Annotated in this window: 20 protein-coding genes; 4 read left to right on the top strand and 16 right to left on the bottom strand. The window is 44.0% G+C overall.

From position 1 onward, the window contains the following. Positions 1-116: 116 nt before the first annotated feature. Positions 117-2864, top strand: coding sequence for an endo-beta-N-acetylglucosaminidase (locus tag MMB75_RS01350; RefSeq protein ID WP_257126143.1), 2748 nt, complete (start codon positions 117-119; stop codon positions 2862-2864). Positions 2865-3017: 153 nt separating this feature from the next. Here MMB75_RS01350 and MMB75_RS01345 read toward each other — a convergent pair whose 3' ends face one another. From MMB75_RS01345 to MMB75_RS01305, 9 genes are all read right to left on the bottom strand, one after another. Beyond that, positions 3018-3554, bottom strand: coding sequence for an SMI1/KNR4 family protein (locus tag MMB75_RS01345; protein ID WP_257126144.1), 537 nt, complete (start codon positions 3552-3554; stop codon positions 3018-3020). A gap of 53 nt (positions 3555-3607) precedes the next feature. Beyond that, positions 3608-4042: a hypothetical protein gene (locus tag MMB75_RS01340; RefSeq protein WP_257126145.1), complete on the bottom strand. Its 435-nt coding sequence runs from the start codon at positions 4040-4042 to the stop codon at positions 3608-3610. 28 nt (positions 4043-4070) lie between these two features. Then, positions 4071-4730 carry a DUF2625 domain-containing protein gene (locus MMB75_RS01335; protein WP_257126146.1) on the bottom strand — a complete coding sequence of 220 codons (660 nt, stop codon included), beginning with the start codon at positions 4728-4730 and terminating at the stop codon, positions 4071-4073. A gap of 35 nt (positions 4731-4765) precedes the next feature. Then, a complete protein-coding gene (locus tag MMB75_RS01330; RefSeq protein WP_123797476.1) occupies positions 4766-5284 on the bottom strand; it encodes a hypothetical protein in 519 nt (172 codons plus the stop codon). Positions 5285-5293: 9 nt separating this feature from the next. Next, positions 5294-6451, bottom strand: coding sequence for an immunity 26/phosphotriesterase HocA family protein (locus tag MMB75_RS01325; protein WP_257126147.1), 1158 nt, complete (start codon positions 6449-6451; stop codon positions 5294-5296). Between the two features lie 84 nt (positions 6452-6535). Continuing rightward, a complete protein-coding gene (locus tag MMB75_RS01320; protein WP_257126148.1) occupies positions 6536-7543 on the bottom strand; it encodes a phosphotransferase in 1008 nt (335 codons plus the stop codon). 89 nt (positions 7544-7632) lie between these two features. Beyond that, a complete protein-coding gene (locus MMB75_RS01315) occupies positions 7633-8631 on the bottom strand; it encodes an AraC family transcriptional regulator (protein ID WP_019688173.1) in 999 nt (332 codons plus the stop codon). 28 nt (positions 8632-8659) lie between these two features. Next, positions 8660-9853, bottom strand: coding sequence for an MFS transporter (locus MMB75_RS01310; protein ID WP_025365485.1), 1194 nt, complete (start codon positions 9851-9853; stop codon positions 8660-8662). Between the two features lie 28 nt (positions 9854-9881). Beyond that, positions 9882-12629 carry an alpha-L-rhamnosidase gene (locus MMB75_RS01305; RefSeq protein ID WP_045244313.1) on the bottom strand — a complete coding sequence of 916 codons (2748 nt, stop codon included), beginning with the start codon at positions 12627-12629 and terminating at the stop codon, positions 9882-9884. 278 nt (positions 12630-12907) lie between these two features. On the opposite strand from MMB75_RS01305, the gene MMB75_RS01300 reads away from it, so the two are divergent. After that, positions 12908-13909: a hypothetical protein gene (locus tag MMB75_RS01300; protein WP_045244312.1), complete on the top strand. Its 1002-nt coding sequence runs from the start codon at positions 12908-12910 to the stop codon at positions 13907-13909. A 130-nt stretch (positions 13910-14039) separates the two neighbouring features. Here the strand turns inward: MMB75_RS01300 and MMB75_RS01295 are convergent, their stop codons facing one another. The 3 genes from MMB75_RS01295 to MMB75_RS01285 form a co-directional block, all read right to left on the bottom strand. Beyond that, the gene (locus tag MMB75_RS01295) at positions 14040-14447 is read right to left on the bottom strand and encodes a hypothetical protein (protein WP_230681867.1); all 408 of its coding nucleotides are present in this window, start codon (positions 14445-14447) and stop codon (positions 14040-14042) included. 16 nt (positions 14448-14463) lie between these two features. Continuing rightward, the gene (locus tag MMB75_RS01290; protein ID WP_017428313.1) at positions 14464-14790 is read right to left on the bottom strand and encodes a hypothetical protein; all 327 of its coding nucleotides are present in this window, start codon (positions 14788-14790) and stop codon (positions 14464-14466) included. A gap of 220 nt (positions 14791-15010) precedes the next feature. Further along, positions 15011-16210, bottom strand: coding sequence for an MFS transporter (locus tag MMB75_RS01285; protein WP_045244311.1), 1200 nt, complete (start codon positions 16208-16210; stop codon positions 15011-15013). Between the two features lie 251 nt (positions 16211-16461). On the opposite strand from MMB75_RS01285, the gene MMB75_RS01280 reads away from it, so the two are divergent. Next, a complete protein-coding gene (locus MMB75_RS01280) occupies positions 16462-18222 on the top strand; it encodes a methyl-accepting chemotaxis protein (RefSeq protein ID WP_080942668.1) in 1761 nt (586 codons plus the stop codon). A gap of 301 nt (positions 18223-18523) precedes the next feature. Then, positions 18524-20119: an S-layer homology domain-containing protein gene (locus tag MMB75_RS01275; RefSeq protein ID WP_045244310.1), complete on the top strand. Its 1596-nt coding sequence runs from the start codon at positions 18524-18526 to the stop codon at positions 20117-20119. 88 nt (positions 20120-20207) lie between these two features. Here MMB75_RS01275 and MMB75_RS01270 read toward each other — a convergent pair whose 3' ends face one another. The 4 genes from MMB75_RS01270 to MMB75_RS01255 form a co-directional block, all read right to left on the bottom strand. Then, on the bottom strand, positions 20208-21170 hold the full coding sequence (locus tag MMB75_RS01270) for a helix-turn-helix domain-containing protein (protein ID WP_045244309.1): 963 nt from the start codon (positions 21168-21170) through the stop codon (positions 20208-20210). A gap of 130 nt (positions 21171-21300) precedes the next feature. Beyond that, positions 21301-21696, bottom strand: a complete 396-nt coding sequence (locus MMB75_RS01265; protein ID WP_045244308.1) for a hypothetical protein — start codon at positions 21694-21696, stop codon at positions 21301-21303. Between the two features lie 42 nt (positions 21697-21738). Then, positions 21739-22722 carry a sensor domain-containing diguanylate cyclase gene (locus tag MMB75_RS01260; RefSeq protein WP_045244307.1) on the bottom strand — a complete coding sequence of 328 codons (984 nt, stop codon included), beginning with the start codon at positions 22720-22722 and terminating at the stop codon, positions 21739-21741. Between the two features lie 24 nt (positions 22723-22746). Continuing rightward, a complete protein-coding gene (locus MMB75_RS01255; RefSeq protein ID WP_045244306.1) occupies positions 22747-23553 on the bottom strand; it encodes an alpha/beta fold hydrolase in 807 nt (268 codons plus the stop codon). Positions 23554-23609: the final 56 nt, after the last annotated feature.

Below are 23609 nucleotides of genomic sequence, written 5' to 3'. Positions count from 1 at the left end.
TCATTAAAAACGCGATTTTCTTTAATTTAAACGCTATATCTTTAATTTATCCTCTATGTAAAAACCGTTTTATTGATTATCTTTAGGGAGATAAATACTCGTTAGGGGGATGAGCTATGAAACGTAACAAGGTTCACAAGTTCGCTTTAAAATGGACTGCTCTGGTTTTGACTTCTGTCCTGTTCAGTCAAACCCTCTCTCCATCCGTGTATGCAGGCGATACCCTCCCGTATAAAGGAGAAAGCGCCAAAGGGCCGAATCAGCCTTATCAGCATGGATACGCCAGCTCACATATTTTGGACTGGACTCCTACCCAAGATGTCTATGGAGATATGCTTCGAGCCCGTGTCCCACTGCAACAACGAAACAGCCCCTTTGCAGCCACACAGGCTCAGCCTGCTTTAAGCCCTGACACGCAAATGTTTACACTCAGCGGGGATTATGGTAACGCTTTCTTCGATAGCTATCCCTATACCAATAAATTCAGCCAATATTTGTTCAATTACTGGCAGTATACCGACTATTACGGCTACTGGCATGGCATGCCTACCGCCCATGTCCCTGAAGAGCTATACGATCCCCAAAAGGATTGGACGGAAAAGTGGTTTGAGTTCGGCATTCTGAACATTCCAAATCCGGGTTATACGAATGCGGCGCACAAAAACGGCGTTCTCTCCATCGCCTGTATCTTTTTCTCGGATAATGACCGTGGACCGCAAACGTATAAGCAAATGCTCGTACAGGATGCTCAGGGAGAATTTCCGGTAGCCAAAAAATTGATCGAAATGGCGAAATATTATGGCTATGACGGCTACTTCATCAACCAGGAGGAAGCTTCAAAAGGCGTAGCTACAGAGGATATCCCCCGGTACAAACAGTTTATGAAATACTTACGGGATCAGGGTATGTATGTGCAATGGTACGACTCCACCGTAAACGCAACCGGGAAAATTGCTTATCAAAATGAGTTTAATGCCGTGAACAGCCCGTTTGTCAAAGACAAGCAATATGGACAGGTGTCCGATTCTATTTTTCTGAATTATTGGTGGGACAAAGCGAAGCTGAAAAGCTCCCGCGACCATGCCAAGCAATTGGGTCTGAACCCTCTTAAAACTGTTTTTGCCGGGATTGAGGGCGGGAATGGTGACTTTGGCAGATGGAAGCAAAAATACGACCTTCGTCTGAACATTGGTGATAACGGGCAGCCGATGAACAGTATCGCAACGTTGGGAGCCGATTTCACACATAATGCGCTGGATGAAGAGCTTGGCGGGCAGGACACCAATCGCAGAGCTGACAATGCCTATCAATGGATGACCTTTATCCGCGACCGTGTCTGGTGGTCCGGTCCGAATCAGAATCCCGTTCGTGCACAAAGAAACCCAAGTGTAGATTTGTCTGATGTAAAAGCTTCAGGTGCAAACTGGGACGGTATCGCGGCATATATCGCCGAACGTTCTGTCATCCGTGGCTCCCATTTTAACACCAGCTTCAATACCGGCCATGGCTTGCAGTATGTAGTGAATGGAGTTGTTTCCAATCCGAAGGAATGGTCCAACATTAATATTCAGGATATCCCGGTGACCTGGCAATGGTGGCTCGATACCAAAGGTAAACCGCTCTCGGTTGACTACGACTATGGCCCGAATTATACCAAAGGTACTCGGTTTACCTATCAGCCTGTGGGCGCTTATCAGGGCGGCAGTTCCCTCGTCGTGAACGGAGAGCTGAATTCAGATAACTTTTTACGACTGTATAAAACGGATCTGTCGGTTAATCAGAATTCAAACTTGTCCATCACGTACAATAAGCCTTCCTCTGATGACAGCTCAGTACTGAGCATCGGACTTATGTTCAAGGATAACCCCGGCCAAGTCGTAAAAGTCAGCATCCCTAACTCTGGTAAACAAACCACGGGCTGGGTTAGCCGCAATTTGGACTTGAGCCCCTATCAAGGAAAAACGATTGCAGCTTTCGGTTTATCTTTTGATAATACGAATAAAACAATCAAAAACTATCAGATGAATATCGGCCAAATCAAGATAACAGACGGTTCTGCCCGGAAACCAGCCGCGCCGACAGGATTTAAAATCACCAAGGCCCTGACCGATACGAACGAAATGCTCGTAGCCTGGGACATTGAGGATTACTCCAAAGTTAAACAATACAATCTGTATGAGAACGGCTCCTATATCGGCGGAATTTATGACTCAACCTATTATATTAAATCCCTAAACCATAAATCCGGTGAATTAATGCTTACCGCAGTTGGGGCTGATGGAACGGAAAGCGAACCGGCTCGATTAAGCTACGATCTGAATGCTGCCGTCAGTCATATTAAGGTGGAGACGAAAGAAAACGGGGGGGCTACAGTAACGTGGAAAAATCCCTCTAAAGCGGACGGAACGGTTAAATTGACCTTAATCACCGACTATACGGACACCGTATTCCAGAAAACCATTACGGCGGACAATGGCGCTGAAACGGCTACGTTTACCGATCTGCCCACAAATGGTGATCGCTACACCCTACGTATCGCCATCGGCAATCATGAACCTGTAGCCTATACCGGGCAGCTCGCAGACACGATGATAGAGCCTTATGCAAAAGAGAATGTGACAGTCACCGGATCAACCTATACGCTTGCTCTACCCACCTTGAAGGACTGGCATTATTTATATGTATACGAAAACGATGTACCCAAACTATTTGGTGTAACTTATGTATCAAAAAAGTTTCCTTACATTGTCCGGGGAAGAACAAAATTAAGTGAACTCACTTTTACCCCTACTTCTCGTACCAGCTCGCTAAAGATCGTGCTTGAAGATTACGCTGGCAATCAGGCCACCACATATGTAAGATAGCTTGGTGCAAGAATTCCGAGACCGTCGATTCGTTGTTCAAACAACTAGCTCAAATTCAGCTATAGGGACATACCCATACGGCACAATAGCGAGAAGTCCCCAATTCAATAGACTTCTCGCTATTGCTATATATTGGGCAGGATCATGCACCTATCAATATAATGCCCATTTTTCCGTACACAGCTCTATAAATGAATGGGCAACCTGTTCACATTCGTCATACCCCAAGCTACCAGAATGAGCAAAAAGAATGGGGTATTCGTTGTTTCTTTTTTCCTCTCTCATATCAAACATATAGTGGTTTCCACTGCCATCCATCGCAAACGACACGGCACCGGGCATATACTCTGGCAGCTCGTAGGCGAGGTTCATTTCTCTCAAATCCTCGGTATTGAAAAATTGAAAATAACGTTCTCCATTTTGAAATTCCCCGCCATTAGAGTATTTCAGCAATTCTATGTAACTATCAGGAAATTGTTCTTGGGGCAGATGCCAGCCCACAGGATCTAGCGGTTTATATTGATCATAAAATGGAGACGATTTCGGGAAAGGGTTCACTTGTCTTTGTTGGATTTCGTGAATCTCCTGCTCCGATAGCTTGATGTTCCATGTGCTCAAAAAATCCGTGATTTGTTCACCAGTTGCTTCCGGGCATTTTACAAACTGTTGCTCAAAATGAATACTCCACATAATAACCAACCTCCCTGCCTTGACGTCTCTAAAAGTTGTTGTTGCTACCTTTTTCAACCTTCTCCATCTTTTTCAACCCATTCAGCCACACTTTCATGAGGTTGAAGGTTCTCACGTTTATAGTAAAAAACGATCTTGAGCTCGTAATCCAAGCTTTCAGCAGCAATGAAAAATCGGGTACCAAACGTTTGATCCTCCATACAAATCACAGGCCCCTCATGAAATCCGTAAGAGACGGTTTTTAACATTTCCAATTCCTTGTCATTAGCCAGTCTAAAGCATTCAATTGAAAATACACCGCCCGGACAGGAAAGAAACGAGACCTCGTAAAATGTAATCTCTATGTTGTGATAATAGCTAAAGTCAAAGCTCCCTGCTAGTACCAGCTTGGGGCGACTTGTATAATCATAAATGTAGTAATGATCAATGTTATTTTGAGAAAGTATTTCATTCAGCTGCACCAGTTTGGATTGAATGGAATGATTCATGATCTTATGTCCCCCTCCCCACTCGCGGCTATTCCCGATCCGTCACCGCCTGCCACGCTTCTGTTATGGCTATAGGTGATTTGTGGCTGGTCTCTCCGCCACCTTCCTGAGTCCATAGCGGCGGATAATAAGCAAATACCTCTCCTGGCTGAAGTTGCTCCATATCCGACTGCCAACCATTCCAACGGAATGTCTGGTAGAACAAGCCCAAATCTCCCTCAGCCAACCAGCTCAAGAAACCGGAATAAGCCAGCTCAGTGGATTCCCACTCCAATGCATCCGGTGCAAAATAGTAGATGTGGCCGCTACGTCCAAACTTCCCTGTATCCAATCCAAAGAAGCCACCTGCTGCATCATAGGCCACAATCAGCATTCCCCCAAGTGCAGGGACGCTTGCTGGCTCTTGCAGCCCGTTCCACGAAGCCAAACTACCGTAAATATCAGGCCCACCTGCACCCAGTAAGGTGATCCATCCGTGGTCAAATATGATCCCTCCTGTTTCATAGGCAACCGTTCCCAAGTACGATTTTGTGCTCACTTGCAAACGGTAGAGCGAATCTCCCCTAGCAGATTCCGATTCTGCCGGTACAATGCGAAATGGATTATTCCCTTCTTGCAGAATGTTTCTGACCTCTTCCCATGCATGGTTGTCCTGATCCAACAGCTCATCAACCGTTAACGTATGCATATCCATTCTCCTTCCTGTATTCCGATATCTATCTTTCAACCTGTGAACTGATTTTCGAAAACCTGCGTTTGCTCTAAAATCACCCACTGATTCAGCTCGTCGTAGCCTTGGACAATCGCCGTGATCTCATGCCTCGGATACATCCACTCAGATGGGGTCTTTTCCGCATATGAATGGGTGTCTGCCAATCCGACTGCATTGTGCTGGAAAATATGAATAAGTGTTCCGTGTGGAAAAAATGCTTCAATATATCCGCTTACCTTAATCCCAACCGGCAGTACGGTTTTGACTTGATGCCATTCCTTGTTAAAGGTGTGAAGATTGCTAGACCAGATTTCTTCAAACTCTTTTTTTGTAATTTTCGTATAATAGGGCTCTGTATCATCAATTGCTTTCTCGGCTAACAAGAAATGATATTGCTCGTGCTTACGATTAGAAGCAATAAAAGTACCGTCATCTTGGATCACAATTTGCCGATAGGCTACGCCGTCTGAGTCTATTTCAAAATACCAGGTTCCCATGCCTGGTTCCGGACAATCTTTAAGATATTTCATTGGCCCCTCCTAAAAGGATGTATAACCGTTATAGACTCTTGTCAAGTATGCGAGATATTCCGAACGCGTCAGGCCTCCCGTTTGGCGGTTGAACTCATCGTACGAAATGTCTTCCGGGAATCCGAATTCGGCCAGTGCTTTTCGACGCTCCTCCCGATACAACGGATTATCCAGCGTTTTGTGCCACTCCCGCTCTTCCCAAGGACCAAAATAGTCCGTAATAATACCTGAATACACACCGTTATTTAAAAATTCCCGCGAAGACTTGAACACTGTCTCCCCTTCCGGTTTGGAAATCGTGCCCGTACCCCAGGACAGCCTATATATTCTTTCTTTACTGCTATCCGTGCTAATGCCGTAACCCATCGGAAACACAATATCCTCTTCTACCAATGCTTTATGCCCTACCCACTCGTAGGACCCTCGCATAAAGGAATCATCCATAACAATCCAGGTTGTATCCGATAACGGGGCGGCTGTGATGGATTCTAAAGTTATTGAACGGTCACGACTTGTACACAAATACGGACGTACGAATAAAGGCATCGTCATGACACTGTTCCATATGCTCTCCTTTGCAAACAACTGATCCTTTTGCATTTGGCGCAAATCACCGACGACCAATACATACCCATCTGTAAAAAGGTCTATTTCCACACGAAAGATGTCTCCCGGGATGGTTTTATAACGCTGGTTTTTCATATGCTTTAATCGATCCAGCTTTCGATCATAATCGTTAGGCACAAGTGACGGGTAACGTTGAAGCCAATCCATGATCTCTTCTTTACTATGTAAATGCTCACATCCAGTGATGGGCAATCTCACGCCAGTTTTGCTATTCACAGCAGTAACATAACTAATAGGACGATCTCTTCGAATGCCTGCTGAAAAGGACACACCTTCTGCTGAGATGCTCGAAACACTTGTATAGTTCAGTTTTTTCTCTTTGCCACGAGCCGTTTTAGGCAGAACAAATGCCCGATCACGGGTAAAAATCTCTACATCAGCTTCTCCATAAGCATCCTCTTTAGAAGAAATTCGCTTGCGAATAACATCTCCATCCATACAAATAAAATATCCTTCTTTAATTTCTACCACGTCCCAATGTTCTTCCAGCGTCTCCAGCCCAAAATAGGGTCGTAACGCGTTCGTTAACCAACTATTCATCTGCTCCTCCTGTTCCGAGTTTAATTCAATAGACTTCATTTCTGTTATTCCAGAAATTATAACATAACACGGCATGTAGCTCGTTTATTCATACATTGTTCCAGCTTGGGCCAACTCCTCCTGAATCCAGCTACTGCTGGTAGACAGTTGGAGCAAGTCGGCTGTGATCTGTTTGGCCTGTTCTTGCAATACGTGTGGCTGATCTGTTCCTTCCAGAAAGCGACTCACAAAATGAAGAAATACGTCTACCTTCCTAAGCAGCATCAACACAGGCAAAGCGTCGATCTCGGGTTGGCTTAAACGGATCTGGCGGCTGAAGCCCTGACAAAAATCACGAACAGCCGTTGTCTCCTCCGGTTGCCCCAAAAATCCTGATAAGATGACCGCCGGTTCCATCACCCGAACGTCTAACGTGCAAAATTCAAAATCAAGCAGTGCAGCCACCTGGCTATGATCAGAATCTTTTACTAATAAATTAGAAGCGTTCAAATCTCCATGTACAAGCTGATGCGGCAACTCTTCCAATGCTTGAAGTGAATCTGTAATCTCTTCATATACTTTTCCTATCAGGCGCAGCTCTTCATGAAAATTCTTGAGAGGCTCCGGCGGGTTTAAACAAAAGCCTTGGATTACTTCCGGGCTACATAATGGATAGGATTGCTGCAAAGCATAATACGGCCGATAGACTGGGGTCATATCAAGATTAAGTGTTGCAAGCACGGCAGACAATTCACCAGCTGCCTCGCCAAAAGAATGGGCAAAGCTAGGGTCCTGCTCCAAGGGTGATATACCTTCTATGTATTCGAATAGACACACATATTTGCCACTATCCTTCTCAACCTGTGCAAGTGTCTCTCCTGTAATCGTTCGAATTGGCATTGGAACCCTGAAGGATAGAGATTGCTTGCTCAGCGCCTGCAAAACCGCATGCTCAAATTCAATTTTGTCCCGATCCCTGTGTGTATCGTAGACGCGCAGCACCCCGCTTCGCCCACCGCTCTTAACAAAATACGTCGTATTATTCCAGCCCCCGGTTCGTCTTTGCAATGTTCCATTCCACTCTGGCCAGTTCCGTCTTAGTACCGCTTCCAAGGATATCCCCCTTTACTTACTAGCTTATGAATTTGCCGATATTATAACATATAGACGCCCAATTCAAATTGGACGTCCTTGTGTATTCTTCATTTTCTCATTTGTTTGTTTCGGATATTTTGCGGGGTGGCACCATACGCGGTCTTAAATTTTTTATAGAAAAAACTCATGCTGTTATATCCAACCTGCTTAAATATCATTTCAAACGGCAGGTTGGTATTCACAACCAAAGAATAGGCGGCATTAAGCTTAATGTTGGCAATGAGCTGAGTGTAAGTAAGACCCGTTACTTTTTTTAACTTGTTACTTAAATACGTGCTATTGTAATTAAAATGGTTAGATAATTGCTGAAGGCTTAAATGCTGATAATGCTCTTCCATATAATTCAGAATAGAGGTAATATGATTTTCCTGTTGGTTTACATGAATATTATGCTCGCTTTCCAATACACGAACCAATTCTCCAAATACAATTGGCAAATAAGCCTTGACCAACTCCATAGAGTCCTCTTGCCTGGAAAAATATTCGATTAAGATTCTACGCAATATATACTGAAGGTTCTCATTATGCTGCGACTCAAAAATAATAAAGTGATTATGATGCTGATGCTGGAGGACAGAGTTGGCGAGAAACTCGCCGATCAAACTTTTTTTCTTGGATAGCCGCTGTAGAAAGAGGGACGAGATCGTTTCTCTTTGCAGCAGGATATTAATCAGTATATCGTTTTCTCCCAAAGGAGAGATGCTGTGCGGCACATCCTTATCCAGAACACACACTTGACCTTCACAAAGCTGAATCTCTTTGCCTGCTATAATTTGGTTGCATTTACCTGAGTAAACATAGTTTAATTCAATAAATTCATGCATGTGCTCTAGCATCGGAGCAAACCTGTTGTGCTTGCTAATATAAATATCATGTTCTCCGAAAAAGAATAAAGCGGGCATTCGATACATATTCAGATTCATATCAAAAAATCGCTCATTCTCCGATTCTTTGGAGAGATCATTAATCACCTGATTGCTTTGTTGTTGCAGAAGCTCAATTTCAGTTTTACTTCTCAGCAACTGATCCAGCTCATGAAGGTTCATAAACACAGACTCCTCCTTCAGACTCCCATTAACTGTGAACTGCCGTCTGTGTTTTGCTTCCCTTTCCTCTAATAGCGATTCCCAGACAGAGGAGCGCAGCAATCATAAATACAATCGCAGAGACGAGAAAGGAAAATGAGGCAGTTTCATTCCCAGACAACACCCCAACTAACTTGATAACATAAGGCGAAGCAAACGCTCCCAAATTGGAGCCTACCATTGCAATCGAAATAGATATCGTCTCACTGCCTTTAGGTACGATTTTAGTTAGTATCGTAAAAATATAAGGAATAAACAGCGCAAAGCTAAAGCCAATGATCAGCATGGCAACCGTAACCATGGTCACATTCTGAGCAAACCACAGCAGGACAAAACCTGTCGCTGTTAATAAACTGGAGATAAAAGGTGCGTAATTTCTGAACCATTTATATATTCTACCGAACAAGAAGCCTGCAATCATGGTTGATAAGGAGAACAGCGTTAAAGCGGTCCCTAAAAATCCTGCATTAGGCATACTCTTCTCAGCAATCATAATGCCTGTTTTGGTATACACAATCATAATAAAAGTCATAAACAGAAAAAGTGCAGCTCCTAAGCCAAGTACAGGTAGGGATACTCCCCTACTCTTGTTACCCGTTCCTGTCGTGCACACTGTAGGCTCCCCACGCTCTGGTTCAGGGATGATAAAAAAGAATAACAGTGCGATCGGAATCGTGATCGCATAGCACAAAAAGGCAAACGGCCAGTCGATTAGGGCAAGCTGTCCTGCCACAAAGGTAGCCAAGCTGCTTCCGAGCCCTTGTACAGCGCTTTGAAAGCCTACCAATTGAGCACGTTCGTCCCCTTCAAAAAAATCACTAATTAAACTGACAGCCAGTGAATTGAACATCCCCAGACCTGCTCCTAGCACCAAACGCAACGCGAGAATCCATGTAATATTCGTAGTGAGCATAGGAAGTATTCCGCCGATGACCACGAGCAAAAGTCCTAGCAGGACTGTATTTTTTTTACCCATGCGGGAAGAGATCGGGCCACTCAACAATACAAACAGCATCATCGAGAAAGACGGGATCGTAACTACGCTTTCAATCAGCGAACTGGAGACTCCCGGGAATTGGTTCAGCATCATCGGGATGACAGCTGAAATAGCACTCGCTGATGTCAGGACTAAGGAAATAGACAGCAACGCCGTTTTAAACCATATTTTGTTTTTGATATTCATCAAGCTTCTCACCTCTAGTCTATGTTATTTAGCCCTGGTTGTATTTGTACTGGAACGTATACTGTCCAGATCCGACGATAAACGTCAATTCATGATCTCCGTTCTTTTGAAAAACCGCCTGTTCCCCGGTAGAACCTAATTCCCCGGCCAGCTCTTGTGGCACATTACCAGGCGGATACTGAATGGACGGGTATTGTGTGGTAATGGTCTGTTGTAGCGTATCCAGCTCCATAACGCCTGGAAGCGTAATCTCAGCCGTCGTATTATGTGGTACGTGAACCGTCATCTGCATTTCCTCATTCACGATTTCCCAATGGACAGCAAGCGCACCATATGGTGTCTCCAGCTTGCCATGGGCCGAAGTAAGATTAATAGGCGGTTTGGGTGCTAAACGAGATTTTTTATAGCCCGCTTCAAGCACATCGATTCCGGCAATATTTTGGTACATAAAGTCTCCAACTGAACCGTACGAATAGTGATTGAACGAATTCATATCAGTGCTCCAGAACGAGCCGTCCACTTTGATGCTGTCCCAATGCTCCCACATGGTCGTGGCCCCACGTTCAACCTGATAGAGCCAGGAAGGATAATCTTTCTGGAATAAAATTTTATAAGCTACATCTGTATAGCCGTTGTCGGATAAAACTAGGCATAGATAGGGCGTGCCCACAAAGCCGGTATCCAGATGCATATCATTTTTTTCTATCAGCTGTACGAGCTCCTGGATCACTTGCTTTTTATAGCTTTCTGGTACCAATCCGAAGTGCAAAGCCACAACCTGTGCAGTTTGGGTATTCGAAGTCAGCTTGCCAGCGTCATCAAAATAACGGTTCGCAAAAGCGGCTTTAATCCCTTCATGCAGGCTTTGATAGGTGTTGTAATCGGTATAGCGATTCAGCAGTTTGGCCGTCTGCGCCAAAATATGAGTCGAATACGCAAAGTATGCAGTCGCTACCAGCGTTCCATCGGTCGCTCCAAAATAGCTTCCTTCCTCGCTGTCCAGCGCCAACCAATCTCCCAGTTGCAAACCACTATCCCACAGATGCTCCTCAGTCCCCTGGGCACGGATATAATCGACCCATGCTTTCATACTGTCATACTGCTGAGCCAAAATCTGCTTATCCCCATAACATTGATAGATAGTCCACGGACATATAACCGCCGCGTCCCCCCATGCTGCCGTCGTTTTGTCCATATTATCTGCAAAGGTTCCTTTGAGGACGTCCGGCACGACAAAAGGCACAGCCCCATTCTCCAGCTGGTTGTAAGCCAAATCTTTCAGCCACTTTCGGAAGAAGGAAGCACTATTCATATTGAAGCTGGCCGTTCTGGCAAAAATCTGTGCATCGCCGGTCCAGCCTAATCGCTCATCACGCTGCGGGCAATCGGTCGGCACATCCAGGAAGTTCCCCTTTTGCCCCCATACAATATTGTGCTGGAGTTGATTGAGCTTTGGATCGGATGTCTCGAACAAGCCAATTGTCTCCATATCTGAATGCAAAACAACGCCCGTAAAATCTTCAATGTCTACGCCAGCCGGAAAGCCCTCAAGTTTCACATATTGGAAGCCTTGAAAAGTGAAATGCGGCCTAAATATCTCCGTCCCCTTGCCGCTGCAAATGTACGTAATCTGCTGCGCTGCATCCCGAATGTTATCTCGGTAAAAGTTCCCTTGCTGATCCAGCACTTCACCATGTATCAAATTCAGAACCGTACCCTCAGGAGCTTCAACTTTAAATTCCAGCCAGCCTACCATATTTTGACCCAAGTTAAGAACCAGTTCGCCTTTAGGCGTTTGAATCAGCTCAACAGGCTTTAATCGGTTCATTACACGGACAGGCTCGTTCTCCTGAGCAACCAGATGACTTAACGGAAACGGGACGACCTGCATCTTTTTCCGTTCATTCAAGGAGCGATGCTCGCCTGCCTGCTGCTCCAATCGGGCATCATAGATTTCGCCGTTATAAATATCCGACATCAAAATGGCACAGCTCGTTTCCTCCCAGGAGGAATCTGAGCAAATGAGTTCTGAACGGCCATCTTCATAGCTAATCTTCATTTGAAATAACAAAGCATTCGTGTTCCCATAGGTATCCTTGCGCTTTTGCCAGCCTAGATAGCCGCTGTACCAGCCTTCTCCTACCGTGGCTGTGATGCGATTATGTTGTTCTCGAATGGTAGAAGTCACATCATAGGCTTGCACCTGGACACGATCGTTATAATCTGTCCATCCCGGGGTAAAATAGGCATCGCCTACTCTTTGTCCATTTAGCTCCAACTCATACAAACCAAGGCTTGTGGCATAAATGACTGCTTTTTTCACTTTTCCCTCAACTGAAAAACACCTGGAAGCGGCAAAAGGGGCTCTCGTCTGAAACTGTTCATGGAGGCTTCGCTCCTTCACTGTAATCCATTCTGCCTTCCAGTCCTGCTCAGAAAGCAGCCCCATTTCCCAAAAGCCAAACTCACTCCATTCCGATTCCTCCGGTTCGGTGTCACCTGCTCCCTGAGCCCATACTTTTACCCGGTAATAATATCGTTGTCCGGATTCCAGTGGAGGACCTCCATAGGGAAACAAAATAGATTGCTCCGAATAGGAAAAATGATTCCAAATCAGCGGTTCAAAAGTAGGATGTATGGATACTTGCAATTGGAAGCGTTTTTGGAAAACGTATATGTTGTCAGATTCAATTTGCCAGCTTAGTCGCGGCTTTAGGCAGCCCAGTCCAATCGGATTGTTTAAATGTTCACATCTAAGCGCTTTCACTTTTAGCATTCGTATGTCCTCCCTGAGGTCTTCTTTTGTGTTTCTATACTCAAATTAAAACGCTTCCAATAGTTGTGCGCAATGTTGTATCCCTGCATGTTGTATGCTTGATTTACAGGTGTTGAATGTCCACCCCTTATATTGAATCTTAAAATGGGTTTATTAGAAAAATATGTACGTGTATACAGCGCTGCTACACTAAGCGATCCCGTCTCAAAAGGAAATCGCTTGTTTTATATACATATGGATTGTAGTATTAAGCCGATCAAGAAAGGAGAATCACAGTATTGGAAACGAACTACAAAAGGCTGCTGGATCAGATGATGGCACCCTATGATGAAATGCTGCAGAGTCTAATAAGTGATCACGCCGATTTTTCGAAGGTTGACTATTTGGAGCAACACAATGAGGAATATGGAAAAAGTGATGCCAATTATACCAATCGCTTGAAGGTGCTTTTGGCTATGTATAATCGTGAGGATCGAGATGACCCGCATTACGAACCGATTGTGAGAAGGCTGCTCGTGAATGAGATTATAGACAGGGAAACGAACAGTTTTCAAGGGATTGGAGATGCTCTGTATTATGCCGTTTTTTTACTGCAAAAGTATGAGCGTGAGCAGGACCAAATTTTGTTCCAGCAGGCCAAGAAGGCCAATTTCGATACATATGCCGGGTTTGACCCTGAGTTGATTTTGGAAACATATTTGTTCAGCAAAGATACAGCTGATCTTGAGGATTGCATCAATATCGCGAGTGAGCTCGGAGAAGATATGTATCTATCATTATTTATCGATTTGTGGATCAGAGAGCAGACGGATTGGAACAAAGAAAATTTACAGGCACTCGTTTATCATGAGAGATGGCGCAACCATCCAGAAGGTGAAATTGAAGCCCTTAAAAAGCTGGCCGAAATGGAAAAAACAGAAGGAAATCATCATAATTACTGTTCTACTGCATCTAACTTGGCAGAGAAGTTCATTGAAACAGGTCGATTGGATGAAGCGTGGGAAACGATGGTCACCATTATTCCGCTTATTACGAAGGAAAAAGAATGGTTCCTGTACGGACTTGGTCGCAATATTATTACCTCCTGTATCCATATCATCTTGCATTTTGGGGCAGAAAGCCTGCAGGCCTCTTCATTATGGCAAACAATAAAAGGGATTCTTCAACCTGCCGCTAACAATATGGGCACCAATCAATATCAGCTTGCTGTATCTGCCAGCAAATTTATGGCAGATACCGAATTGGAGCAAACGTTAATCAGAAACCAAAAGCACCGTTAATAATCCAGTTGCAACAAGGAGACTGTCGCGTGTACTGCAAAGAACCAGGCACTCGACTCAGTGGCTCGCCGTCCGGTCGCCCCTCGAAGCGAGGGGCAGCAAAAATACGGATTGCAGTGCATGGCCTTCTCTACAGATTTCCGGTCACGATAATACCATCTGCTTGCTTCAGATGCGCTCTGACCCATGCTGTAAAGGAATCGATAAATAGGCGTAATTCTGACTCCTTGGTAGGCCAAGTATCCAATTGTGTTAATATTTCATGCCATACCGACGCCTGAATCGGATTATCCCAGCAGGGGTCAAAAGCCTCATACGTTTCTCCCGTATCAGGATCGACAAGTGGATATTTGGACTTTAACGCAGACAGCACGATATCAAAGTCATCTGCGTAGATGAATATCATCTCCTCCAGCTTCGGTTCATCAGCATCCCCATAACGCAACGGTTCAAAAGTATATCCAATATTGGCTCGTGGACCGCTATAGCGATAGATTAGTGTCTGAATCTCTTTTTTGTCCTTCTTACTCAATCTCACCCACTCCTTTCTTCGGCTATAACTCGAACCAATCCGCAGCGCATTTCTCTTCTTCCAGCACCCTGCACATTCCTTCCCTCAACCTCATCGCATCTCCGCCGCCGATATGAAATAGACAATAGATATAAGGTTCATCATCTTCTAAATATTCAATATTTCTTGCCTCTTCCAATGAAATCTGGAGCGCTTCAGGCCAATCAGAATTATTCTGAAGCAGGACAAAACCATCCTCATCCCTTTGCATCCGATATCCGTCAATCCTAGGCAATGCTTCAGCTAAGCGTTCCATTAGCGCTTTAATATCCTTAACATTTGCGACCTTAATTCCATACTCCCAACCCATCTGCATTCCTCCAACACGTTTTCAAAAAACCTGACTTAAAGACCTGAGTGCGTACAAGCTATATTTTTTGTTTAATGCCGCCCATTTTGGCCGGATTTCCATAAGCTCTTCACTCCCTTCTGATTTTCCTGAAATTTCTTATAACTTATTATAATAGATATAGGCTTCCGGTGAGTATACTCCGGAAGCCTATGGATTCATCTAACCACTCTTTTATTTATCATGCCTTGTCAGGCACAGGCTTACTATTCCCGTCTCCCTTTTTTACCCCCAGCATAACGATAGCCATACAAGCAACCAGAACCGCTATAAGAATAAAGGGAATATGTTTGTCTACTCGATATAAAGTGGTCGTCAAAATAGGAGCAATGATCGCGGAAATTCCCTGTATCGCAGCTACCAGCCCTGCTGCTCCCCCTTGCTGTTCTTGACTGACCGAAAGCGAAGCACCTGCCATAAATCCGGGCATCAGTAAGCCCGTGCCTATGCCAAACATAAAGAACGCTGCATAGTAAAGGGCCAAGCTGGCTGAAATCAGAAAAAATGCCATTCCAGCAATCAGGAATAGAGAACCGAGCAAAATCATCGGCTTAGGCTGCCATTTAAGCCATTTCATTTGGATGATCTGCACGATCAGCATCGCTGCTCCGGAGAACATAAGTCCAAAGGAAACAACTCTTGCTGTTTCTTCGGATGTAAGACCTAACTGATCTTGAAAATAAAAACCACCTATAACCTGAATAGTCACAATACTAATCATCGTAACCAAGCCTGCAAACAAATACATTCTTAGACCTGGCTGGAGGGGATTAATTCGAGCAGGTTTTTGCTGAATAACAGGCTGGGCGGCCGGAATCGCCAGTAGAGACACCACGAATGCAACAGCGGCAATGACAATTCCAAAGTATAAGGGCCATAACAGTCCTATTAAAGTAAAGGCACCTGCAATCGCGGGGCCAAATACCAGCCCAAGCCCATTCGCCGCACTAATAATAGCCATACCACTTCCACGCTCTTCACCCTTCGTTACATCCCCCATATAAGCTTGGGAAGATGACAACACCGCCGGGATAAAGCCGCCAATTAAGCCGCGTGTAACAATCAGCAGGACTAACAGCAGTCCCCCACTGAGCCAACCCTTTAATCCTGCAAAAAGAGTAAGCGTAAACAACAGACAGCTTACACACATCCCTATAAACCCAAGCAAAATCACAGGCTTGCGGCCCTTTGCATCACTCAGATTTCCCCATACTGGAGCCATTAAGGCCATCGTTATAGAACCAAGCGATATAATTATTCCGGAATGGCTTTCTCTTAAGCCTAATTCACGAATAAGGGGCGGCATAATTGGAGCAATGAGCATGAGCCCTAGCATAGCCACAAAAACACTGAAAAAGATGCTCCCTTTTATTCTATTCATCCTCGCACACTCCTCTGTTATAGATTCTCTCTATGCAGAAGTATACGAAGCATACCAAAAAGCTACTGCCTATAGACGGATAAATTTGCGGTTAAACGGATTTAATTTAGCCTATAAAACAGCAGCCAGGCTGAAAGGGCTTAATTTCCTGACGAGTTTTTACGATATATGATGTACAGTCTTTTTACCTTTAGTAACAAAACGCAGTTGTGGGTTGAGTCTGTATATCGATCTCTAAGGGGGAAATCACAGTGAAAACAAAGATAGGATCAATCATGAAGGTGAGATCGTTAAGGGCGAAGTTAACCATAATGTGCTTGATTATTTTAATTGTACCTACTTTTGTGATTGGAAGCAGTTCTTATGTTGTTTCTAAGAATGAAATGAATGAATCAGGCAAAGTGGCACTTAAGAATAGTGTGCAAATGGTAATTGGTATGATTAGTTTCCTCAATGGGCAAGTCGAAGCCGGTAATTTAACATTGGAGGAAGCACAGGAAAAACTGCGCATCGAACTGCTCGGTGTAAAAGATGCTAATAACAAAAGACCGGTAAAGATTAAATATACTGTAGGTAAAACAGGTTATCCGTGGGCAGTCAACCAAGATGCGGTTTCAGTGATGAACCCTTCAAATGAAGGCCAGGATTTAATAAATGCCGTATCCGAAGACGGTGTGCATGTGGGAAAAGAGTTTGTAGAAGCCGGCACAAACGGCGGGGGATTCGTCACTTATAAATGGGCTTTACCTGGTACAGATCAAGTAGAGACGAAAATCTCGTACGTTGAAAAGGATCCTTATTGGGGGTGGATCATCGGTTCTGGAGCATATTTTAACGAATTTAACAGCGGAGCGACCAAAGTCCTTTATATTGTCCTGATTATTACGGCTGTTGCGGTTATTCTGGGAGCAGTTATCGTAAGCTTTGTTTCGGGACGTTTTACGAAACCTATTATCACGATTGCAAAGCGGCTTAACTCAGTTGCGGACGGTGATTTAACAGTCCAAGAAGTCAAAATGAATTCAAAAGATGAGATCGGTGAGCTTGCACAGGACTTCAATCATATGATTAAAAATATTCGATTTCTGATCGGTGAGGTAAACCTGTCCACCAAGCAGGTCGCTGCTTCCTCAAAAGAATTGACCCTTGGAGCAGAGCACACTGGACAGGCAACCGAGCATATCACCATTGCGATTCAGGAATCGGCGGCCGGTGCGAAGGAGCAGCAACTGATGCTTCAGAAGACAACCAGCTCGCTTGAGGAAATTTCAATAGGTATGCAACGGATCACGGATAGCTCCTTGACTATTGCTGAATCGTCTGCAGACGCAATGGAAATGGCGAGCCTTGGCGGTACTGCTGTACAACATACAGTGAAGCAAATGGGCTTGATTAACCATTCCGTCAATGAAACCGATGCGGTTATGAGAATGTTGGATGAACGCACTCAACAGATCGACACGATGCTACATGCCATTACGGATATCGCACAGCAGACCAATCTGCTTGCCTTAAATGCTTCGATTGAGGCTGCCCGTGCAGGCGAAGAAGGCCGCGGTTTCTCCGTAGTTGCTTCAGAGGTAAGAAAGCTGGCCGAACAATCGAACCAGTCTTCCGGGCAGATTTCTGAGTTGATTCAGAATATGCGCAAAGATATGGAGCATTCGCTTCAGACCATGGAACGCGTAAAACAGAATGTCGACTCCGGCATTAAAATTGCCAATGAGACGGAGCAGCAGTTTAATAAAATTGTGACGTCCACCAATCATATCGCACAGCAAACGGAAGAGCTTGCAAGCATCACGGAGCAAATAACCGCAAGTGTCCAGGAAATTTCAGCAAGTGGAGAAAACGTATCGAGTCTGGCGCTCCAAGCGGCGGACAACTCGCAGAATATTGCAGCGTCTGCAGAAGAACAGCTAGCTTCGATGCAGCAGATCACCAGCCTGGCAACGACCTTGTCGGATATGTCACAGAAATTACAGGATCTAACGGTCAAATTTAAATACTGACGGAATAAGTCTTTCCAAAATATCACGCTAAACTGTCATTCATATTATGAGGTCAACCATTTCTTTCTGGTTGACCCTTTTTGCATTTGCTCTGAGAAATTACGGAAAAGGCTCGCAAATCGTGATCCCCTTCTAGCCATGTGAATTGGGCACGGTTTTTATCGATTTGGTTCAGAATTGGTTCAGAGGCATTTAGTATAGTAAATCAGTAGTGTAAGAAAGAAAATTATATTAGTAGGTTAGTCATCATGGAGGATCTTAGTAAGTTCATCGTGACACCGGAATTTTATGGAGGAAATTTATGCGTAAAATCAAGTCTTTTTGTTTATCTTATCTTGCTGTTATCGTTTTATTTGGAACCTGGACATGGAGTTTTTCCGAGAGTGCAGTGTATGCAACCTCCCCACCAGCACCTAGTGTAACGGATGCTGTGTATGCTACTGAAACCACGGTAACGAGTTGGACAAACCCTTCTAAACAAGGCCAATCCGTAACGTTTAGCATCAAAACCATCTCAACTCCACAAATTACGAAGGATTTAACCGGCACGGTGGTCCTTATGGATGGTACGGATATATTAGATACGCTGACGATGAGGCCAAATGGCATTGCGAATGGATATGCCACTGCCACTTACACCACAAGTAATTTAAGTGTGGGAAGTCACCCGATTACGGCTATATATAGTGGGGATGCTCGTTTTATTCCCAGTACATCTGAGCCATACATTCAGGTCGTAAATGCATCTGCACCTGCGCCTACACCTTCACTGAGACCTACAGTAACTACAGTATTGAGTTCGACGAATCCGTCTAGTCAAGGTCAAGAAGTAAGGTTTAGCGTGAGGACAACTTCAAACCCACAAACGTCGGGCGATTTAACTGGAACGGTCATTCTTATGGACGGCACGAATGTATTAGATACGCTGACGATGGAGCCGGTGGGCATTTCGAACGGCTATGCCAATGGGTACTACACTACAAGAGACTTAAGTGTGGGAAGCCACGCGATCACTGCTATATACAGCGGGGATGCTCGATTTGCCCCGAGTACATCTGAAGCGTATATACAGGTTGTAAATGGAAATGCAAGCACTGGTGGTACTGAAAACACTGGCGGAACTGGTGATACTAGCAATAACGACAGCAGCAGTAGCAATAAAAAAGATAAGAAGGATAACACGGATAGCAGTGATTCATCTTCTTCCAGTGAAACAACCACACCTTCATCACCATCGGTTTCTTCAACGGTTTTACCGACTCCAGAAATCATGCCAGTAGAGCAATCCGAGGTTGCGCATGAAAAATATATAACGGGTTATCAGGATGGTACTTTCCGACCGGACCAGTCGATTACACGGGCTGAAACCGCTGCAATGATGGCTAGGATTATGAAGTTGGAGACAAAAGAAGGCTCAACGACATACAAAGATGTACCTAGCACGTATTGGGCAAAGGATTCGATTATAGCACTTACGACACAGCACCTCATGAATGGGTATGCAGATGGAACATTTCGACCAGAGCAACCCATTACCCGTGCAGAAATGGCAGCAATACTCGCATCCTGGAAGCAGCTTAAAGGAACACAAACCGCAGCTTCTCCTTATACCGATATCGAAAAACATTGGGCAAGAGATTCCATTGTAGCGTTAGCTAATGCAGGATGGATTACCGGCTATAATGATGGAAGCTTCCAACCCAATAAATATATAACACGCGTAGAAACCGTTACAATTTTGAACACAATCTTAAAACGAGGACCCCTGGAAGGAACCATTCAGGCTACATGGAAGGATGTACCAACAGATTACTGGGCATTCAAAAATATTGAAGAAGCGTCTCGTACCCATACTTCAACCATCGATACAGATGGCATTGAAACTTTCGTGAAATAAGCACCAAATAAAAAGGCTGGAATCCTATCTATACGGGTTCCAGCTTTTTGTTTACTTAATATTTTTTAACATGGTCAAAACAGAATTTTTAAAATACTTTCTTTAAAGATGATGGCTTCACTCCGTATTCCCGGAAAAATTGCTCTGAAAATGCACTCACATTACTGTATCCTACAGCCATCGCAGCTTCTGTTACATTGCTTTCCTGGCTTCGAAGCAGCTTCATCGCATATTCAAGACGAATTTGGCGTAAATGTTCAAATACAGTTGTTCCAAAACATGCTTTGAATCCTTTTTTTAATTTAAAATCATTTAATCCAACCTTTTTTGATAATGCGATCAGTGAAGGAGGATCAATCATGCTGGATTCAAGGATTTGCCGAGCCATATGCAACTTTCTGACATCTTCTTTAGATAGGCCTTCGGGCATGGGAGTTAAATCAAATAATTGAATCATAAACCTATTCAAAATCTCTAGTGCCGCTGCTTCCATTAATAAAGGCGATCTATGCACACTTTTCAAGTCTTTGATCAAATGTTCAATCATCACTATACTTCTGTGATCCAGTTCAAAACTAAGATGATGGAACGCAGCACCCTTCAGAATTTGATTAAATTCAATAGCTACCTGTCGACGAGCTGCCAACTGTGAAGCTGCATAATTAAACAACGAGACAGGAATGCCAAGCGCAAAGGATTGGTATTGTTCGTTAACAGGAGGATGGAAATATGCTTTGAAATCCTGTAAAAAAATAAGAGCACCCCGCCCTATCGGGAGCGTGTAGTCCAGACCAGCTATATTTACATGACGTTGACCCGAAAGTGCAAATTGAAGTTCAATCATTTGTCCTCTGGAGGCAAAGTTCGTCGGATAAGGCTCGTGATATTGAATATGCGAATACACAATCTCGATTCCGCTGTAAGTCGTAACTCGGTAAATATGTCCGTCGCCCGCTTCCGGTAACATCATATACGTATGCTCGTTTTGTTTTCTAAACGGAGTTTTTTCTAAATAATGCTGATATATTAATGATAACGAATTTGAATTCACTAGCGTCCACCTCAAAGGTTTTCATTCATTCTGATACCACAAATGAGAATCGTTATCATTAATATTAGCTGAATTTGACTGGTTTGACCAGGCTTATTGGAGTATGCTGTGGAGATATTCGGGGAATCTATTAATCCCAATCCATATAAAACGTTGCCTTCAATTTACCCTTCTCACATGTTGGGCAGCTCAAATGAACCGGCACATTGTTTTCAATGTGTTCCTGCTGCATAACACTCGCGCATCTAGGACAAGCATAAGAAATTTTATACTGTGATGAGTCCGATTCCATCTCAATAAACAATTCATTACGGATGGCCTGACAGACCGGGCACACATACAGAGCGTCATAAGCATCATATCTCGTCGAAGGGTTGCCTATGAATTCCTCAATACGCCATTTAAGGGCAGCATCCTGTACAAACGAAGCAATAGATTCCAAACGCATATATAATAAACCAAACCCCACAAATATGTTCTCAGTATACGCACAGATATCACAGTCCAGCTTGTACGCTTCGCCCATTTTATCCTCCCCAGCTCTTCATATAGTTAATGAAGCCTCTATCTATCTCTTTATAAGACTTGCTGCATGTGTGACCCGGTTTCTCCCGCCACTCTTGGAAGCATACAGTGCCAAATCTGCTTGATGAACTATCGATTGTTCCGTATCCGCTTGTGTAACCGTTGCCACGCCAATACTCACAGTAATGCTGTAATCTCCCCAATCCCTTGAGGCCGTCGTGGAGCGATATCTTTCTGCTGCACGAATGGCTTCCTCTGCGTCGTTGCCCGGAAGAATAATGACAAACTCCTCGCCACCATAACGAGCGACAATATCCATCTCCTGTGACATGGATTGTAGTAACTCAGCCAGATTAGTGAGCACCAGGTCGCCCACCGGATGACCATAAGTGTCGTTAATGTTTTTGAAACGATCAATATCAATGATCAGCAACGAGAAAGGTATTCCGGTCTCTTGAAAGGAGGCTAGGCTGATTTGTAATTGATCTTGAAAATATCTTCTATTTTTAAGCCCAGTTAACGGGTCGGTTGACGCCATCGTTTCTAGCTGGTGATTAATCCGCACTAGTTCCTGCTGTTTGATTTCATATTCTTCGTGCAACCGTTTAAGCTTCTGGTTTGCTTCATTCGTCGCCTGATATAATTCCTGAAGCTTGGTTTTGGTCTGTAGTATATCTTTCTCATGTTCAATCCGCTTACGCATCATAAGCACTACACAATCAATAACAGCTTCTCCATTGCGTTCCTGCCGAACTCCGTTTAGAAGTACAGGCACATCCTGTCGATCACTTGTGCGAAACGAGAAGTACATCTCATCAACATGCCCGTACAACTGGATGTAGGGATAAAAATAAGTATGAAAAAATAGCTTGTTCGTAACAGACATTGTCGTTTCAATCGGCCGCCCGAGCAATTGATCACGTTCATAAAGAAGCATGTCCAATAAAGTTTGATTTACCGATTGAATGATCCCAGCGTCCGAAATTGAAAAGTATCCACAGGGAGCTTTATCTAATTGAATATCCATTGCATGACTGCCTTTCTTTCGATATTACACACTGGCTAAATATTCTTTGATTAAATCGCTCGTTTCTCCTGGTTGGCTTAAATGAGGATAATGCCCCTTTGCTCTCATCTGCTGAAGTCTGCTATTTCTAAGATGGGTATGCAAATAATCCCCTACCTCAATTGGAGCAATACTATCGTCTGAGCACTGGAGAATAAGCGTAGGAACCGAAGCATGCGGAAGATCGACACGGCAATCTGAAAAAAATGTAACCTCTGCGAATTGCCGTGCAATATGAGGATCTCTGGAGCAAAATGCCTTTTCCAACTCTTCGGTTAAGTCCCCTCGCTCGGGATTTTGCATAGCAATGGGCGCCATGTAACTAGCCCAGCCAATAAAGTTCATTTGCATCATATCCAGTAATTCATCAATATCACTCTTATCGAAACCTCCATAATAAGAAGGCAGGTCATTCACATAGCGTGGAGAAGGACCGAGCATGACAATGCGTTCAAAATATTGAGGGCTTCGGATGGATGCGAGCATTCCGATCATGCTGCTAACGGAGTGTCCGACGAATATGGTATTCCGTAATTCTAACGCTTCCATAATATCCAGCACATCTTGGGCATATCCTTGCAAGTCACTGTATTTTTGGGAATCATAGTATTTTATTTGGGAATCTCCAGACCCAACGTAATCAAATAAGACGATTTGGTAGTTGTCGATAAAGCTAGGGACGATATAACGCCACATATCCTGATCGCATCCAAAGCCGTGAGCAAATACAATCGTCTGGCTGCCTGTACCCAACACTTTTACATTATTACGTCGGAGAATATCAACGGTCATTGTAAATCACCTCTCTGAGGTAGTATCTGTTCTATGGCTTCTCTTCCCTATTATAT

Source organism: Paenibacillus sp. P2(2022), from assembly GCF_029522175.1.
Taxonomy (GTDB): Bacteria; Bacillota; Bacilli; order Paenibacillales; family Paenibacillaceae; genus Paenibacillus; species Paenibacillus polymyxa.
Note: the sequence above shows the minus strand (reverse complement) of the source record. Positions and strands in the feature narration are given on the sequence as shown.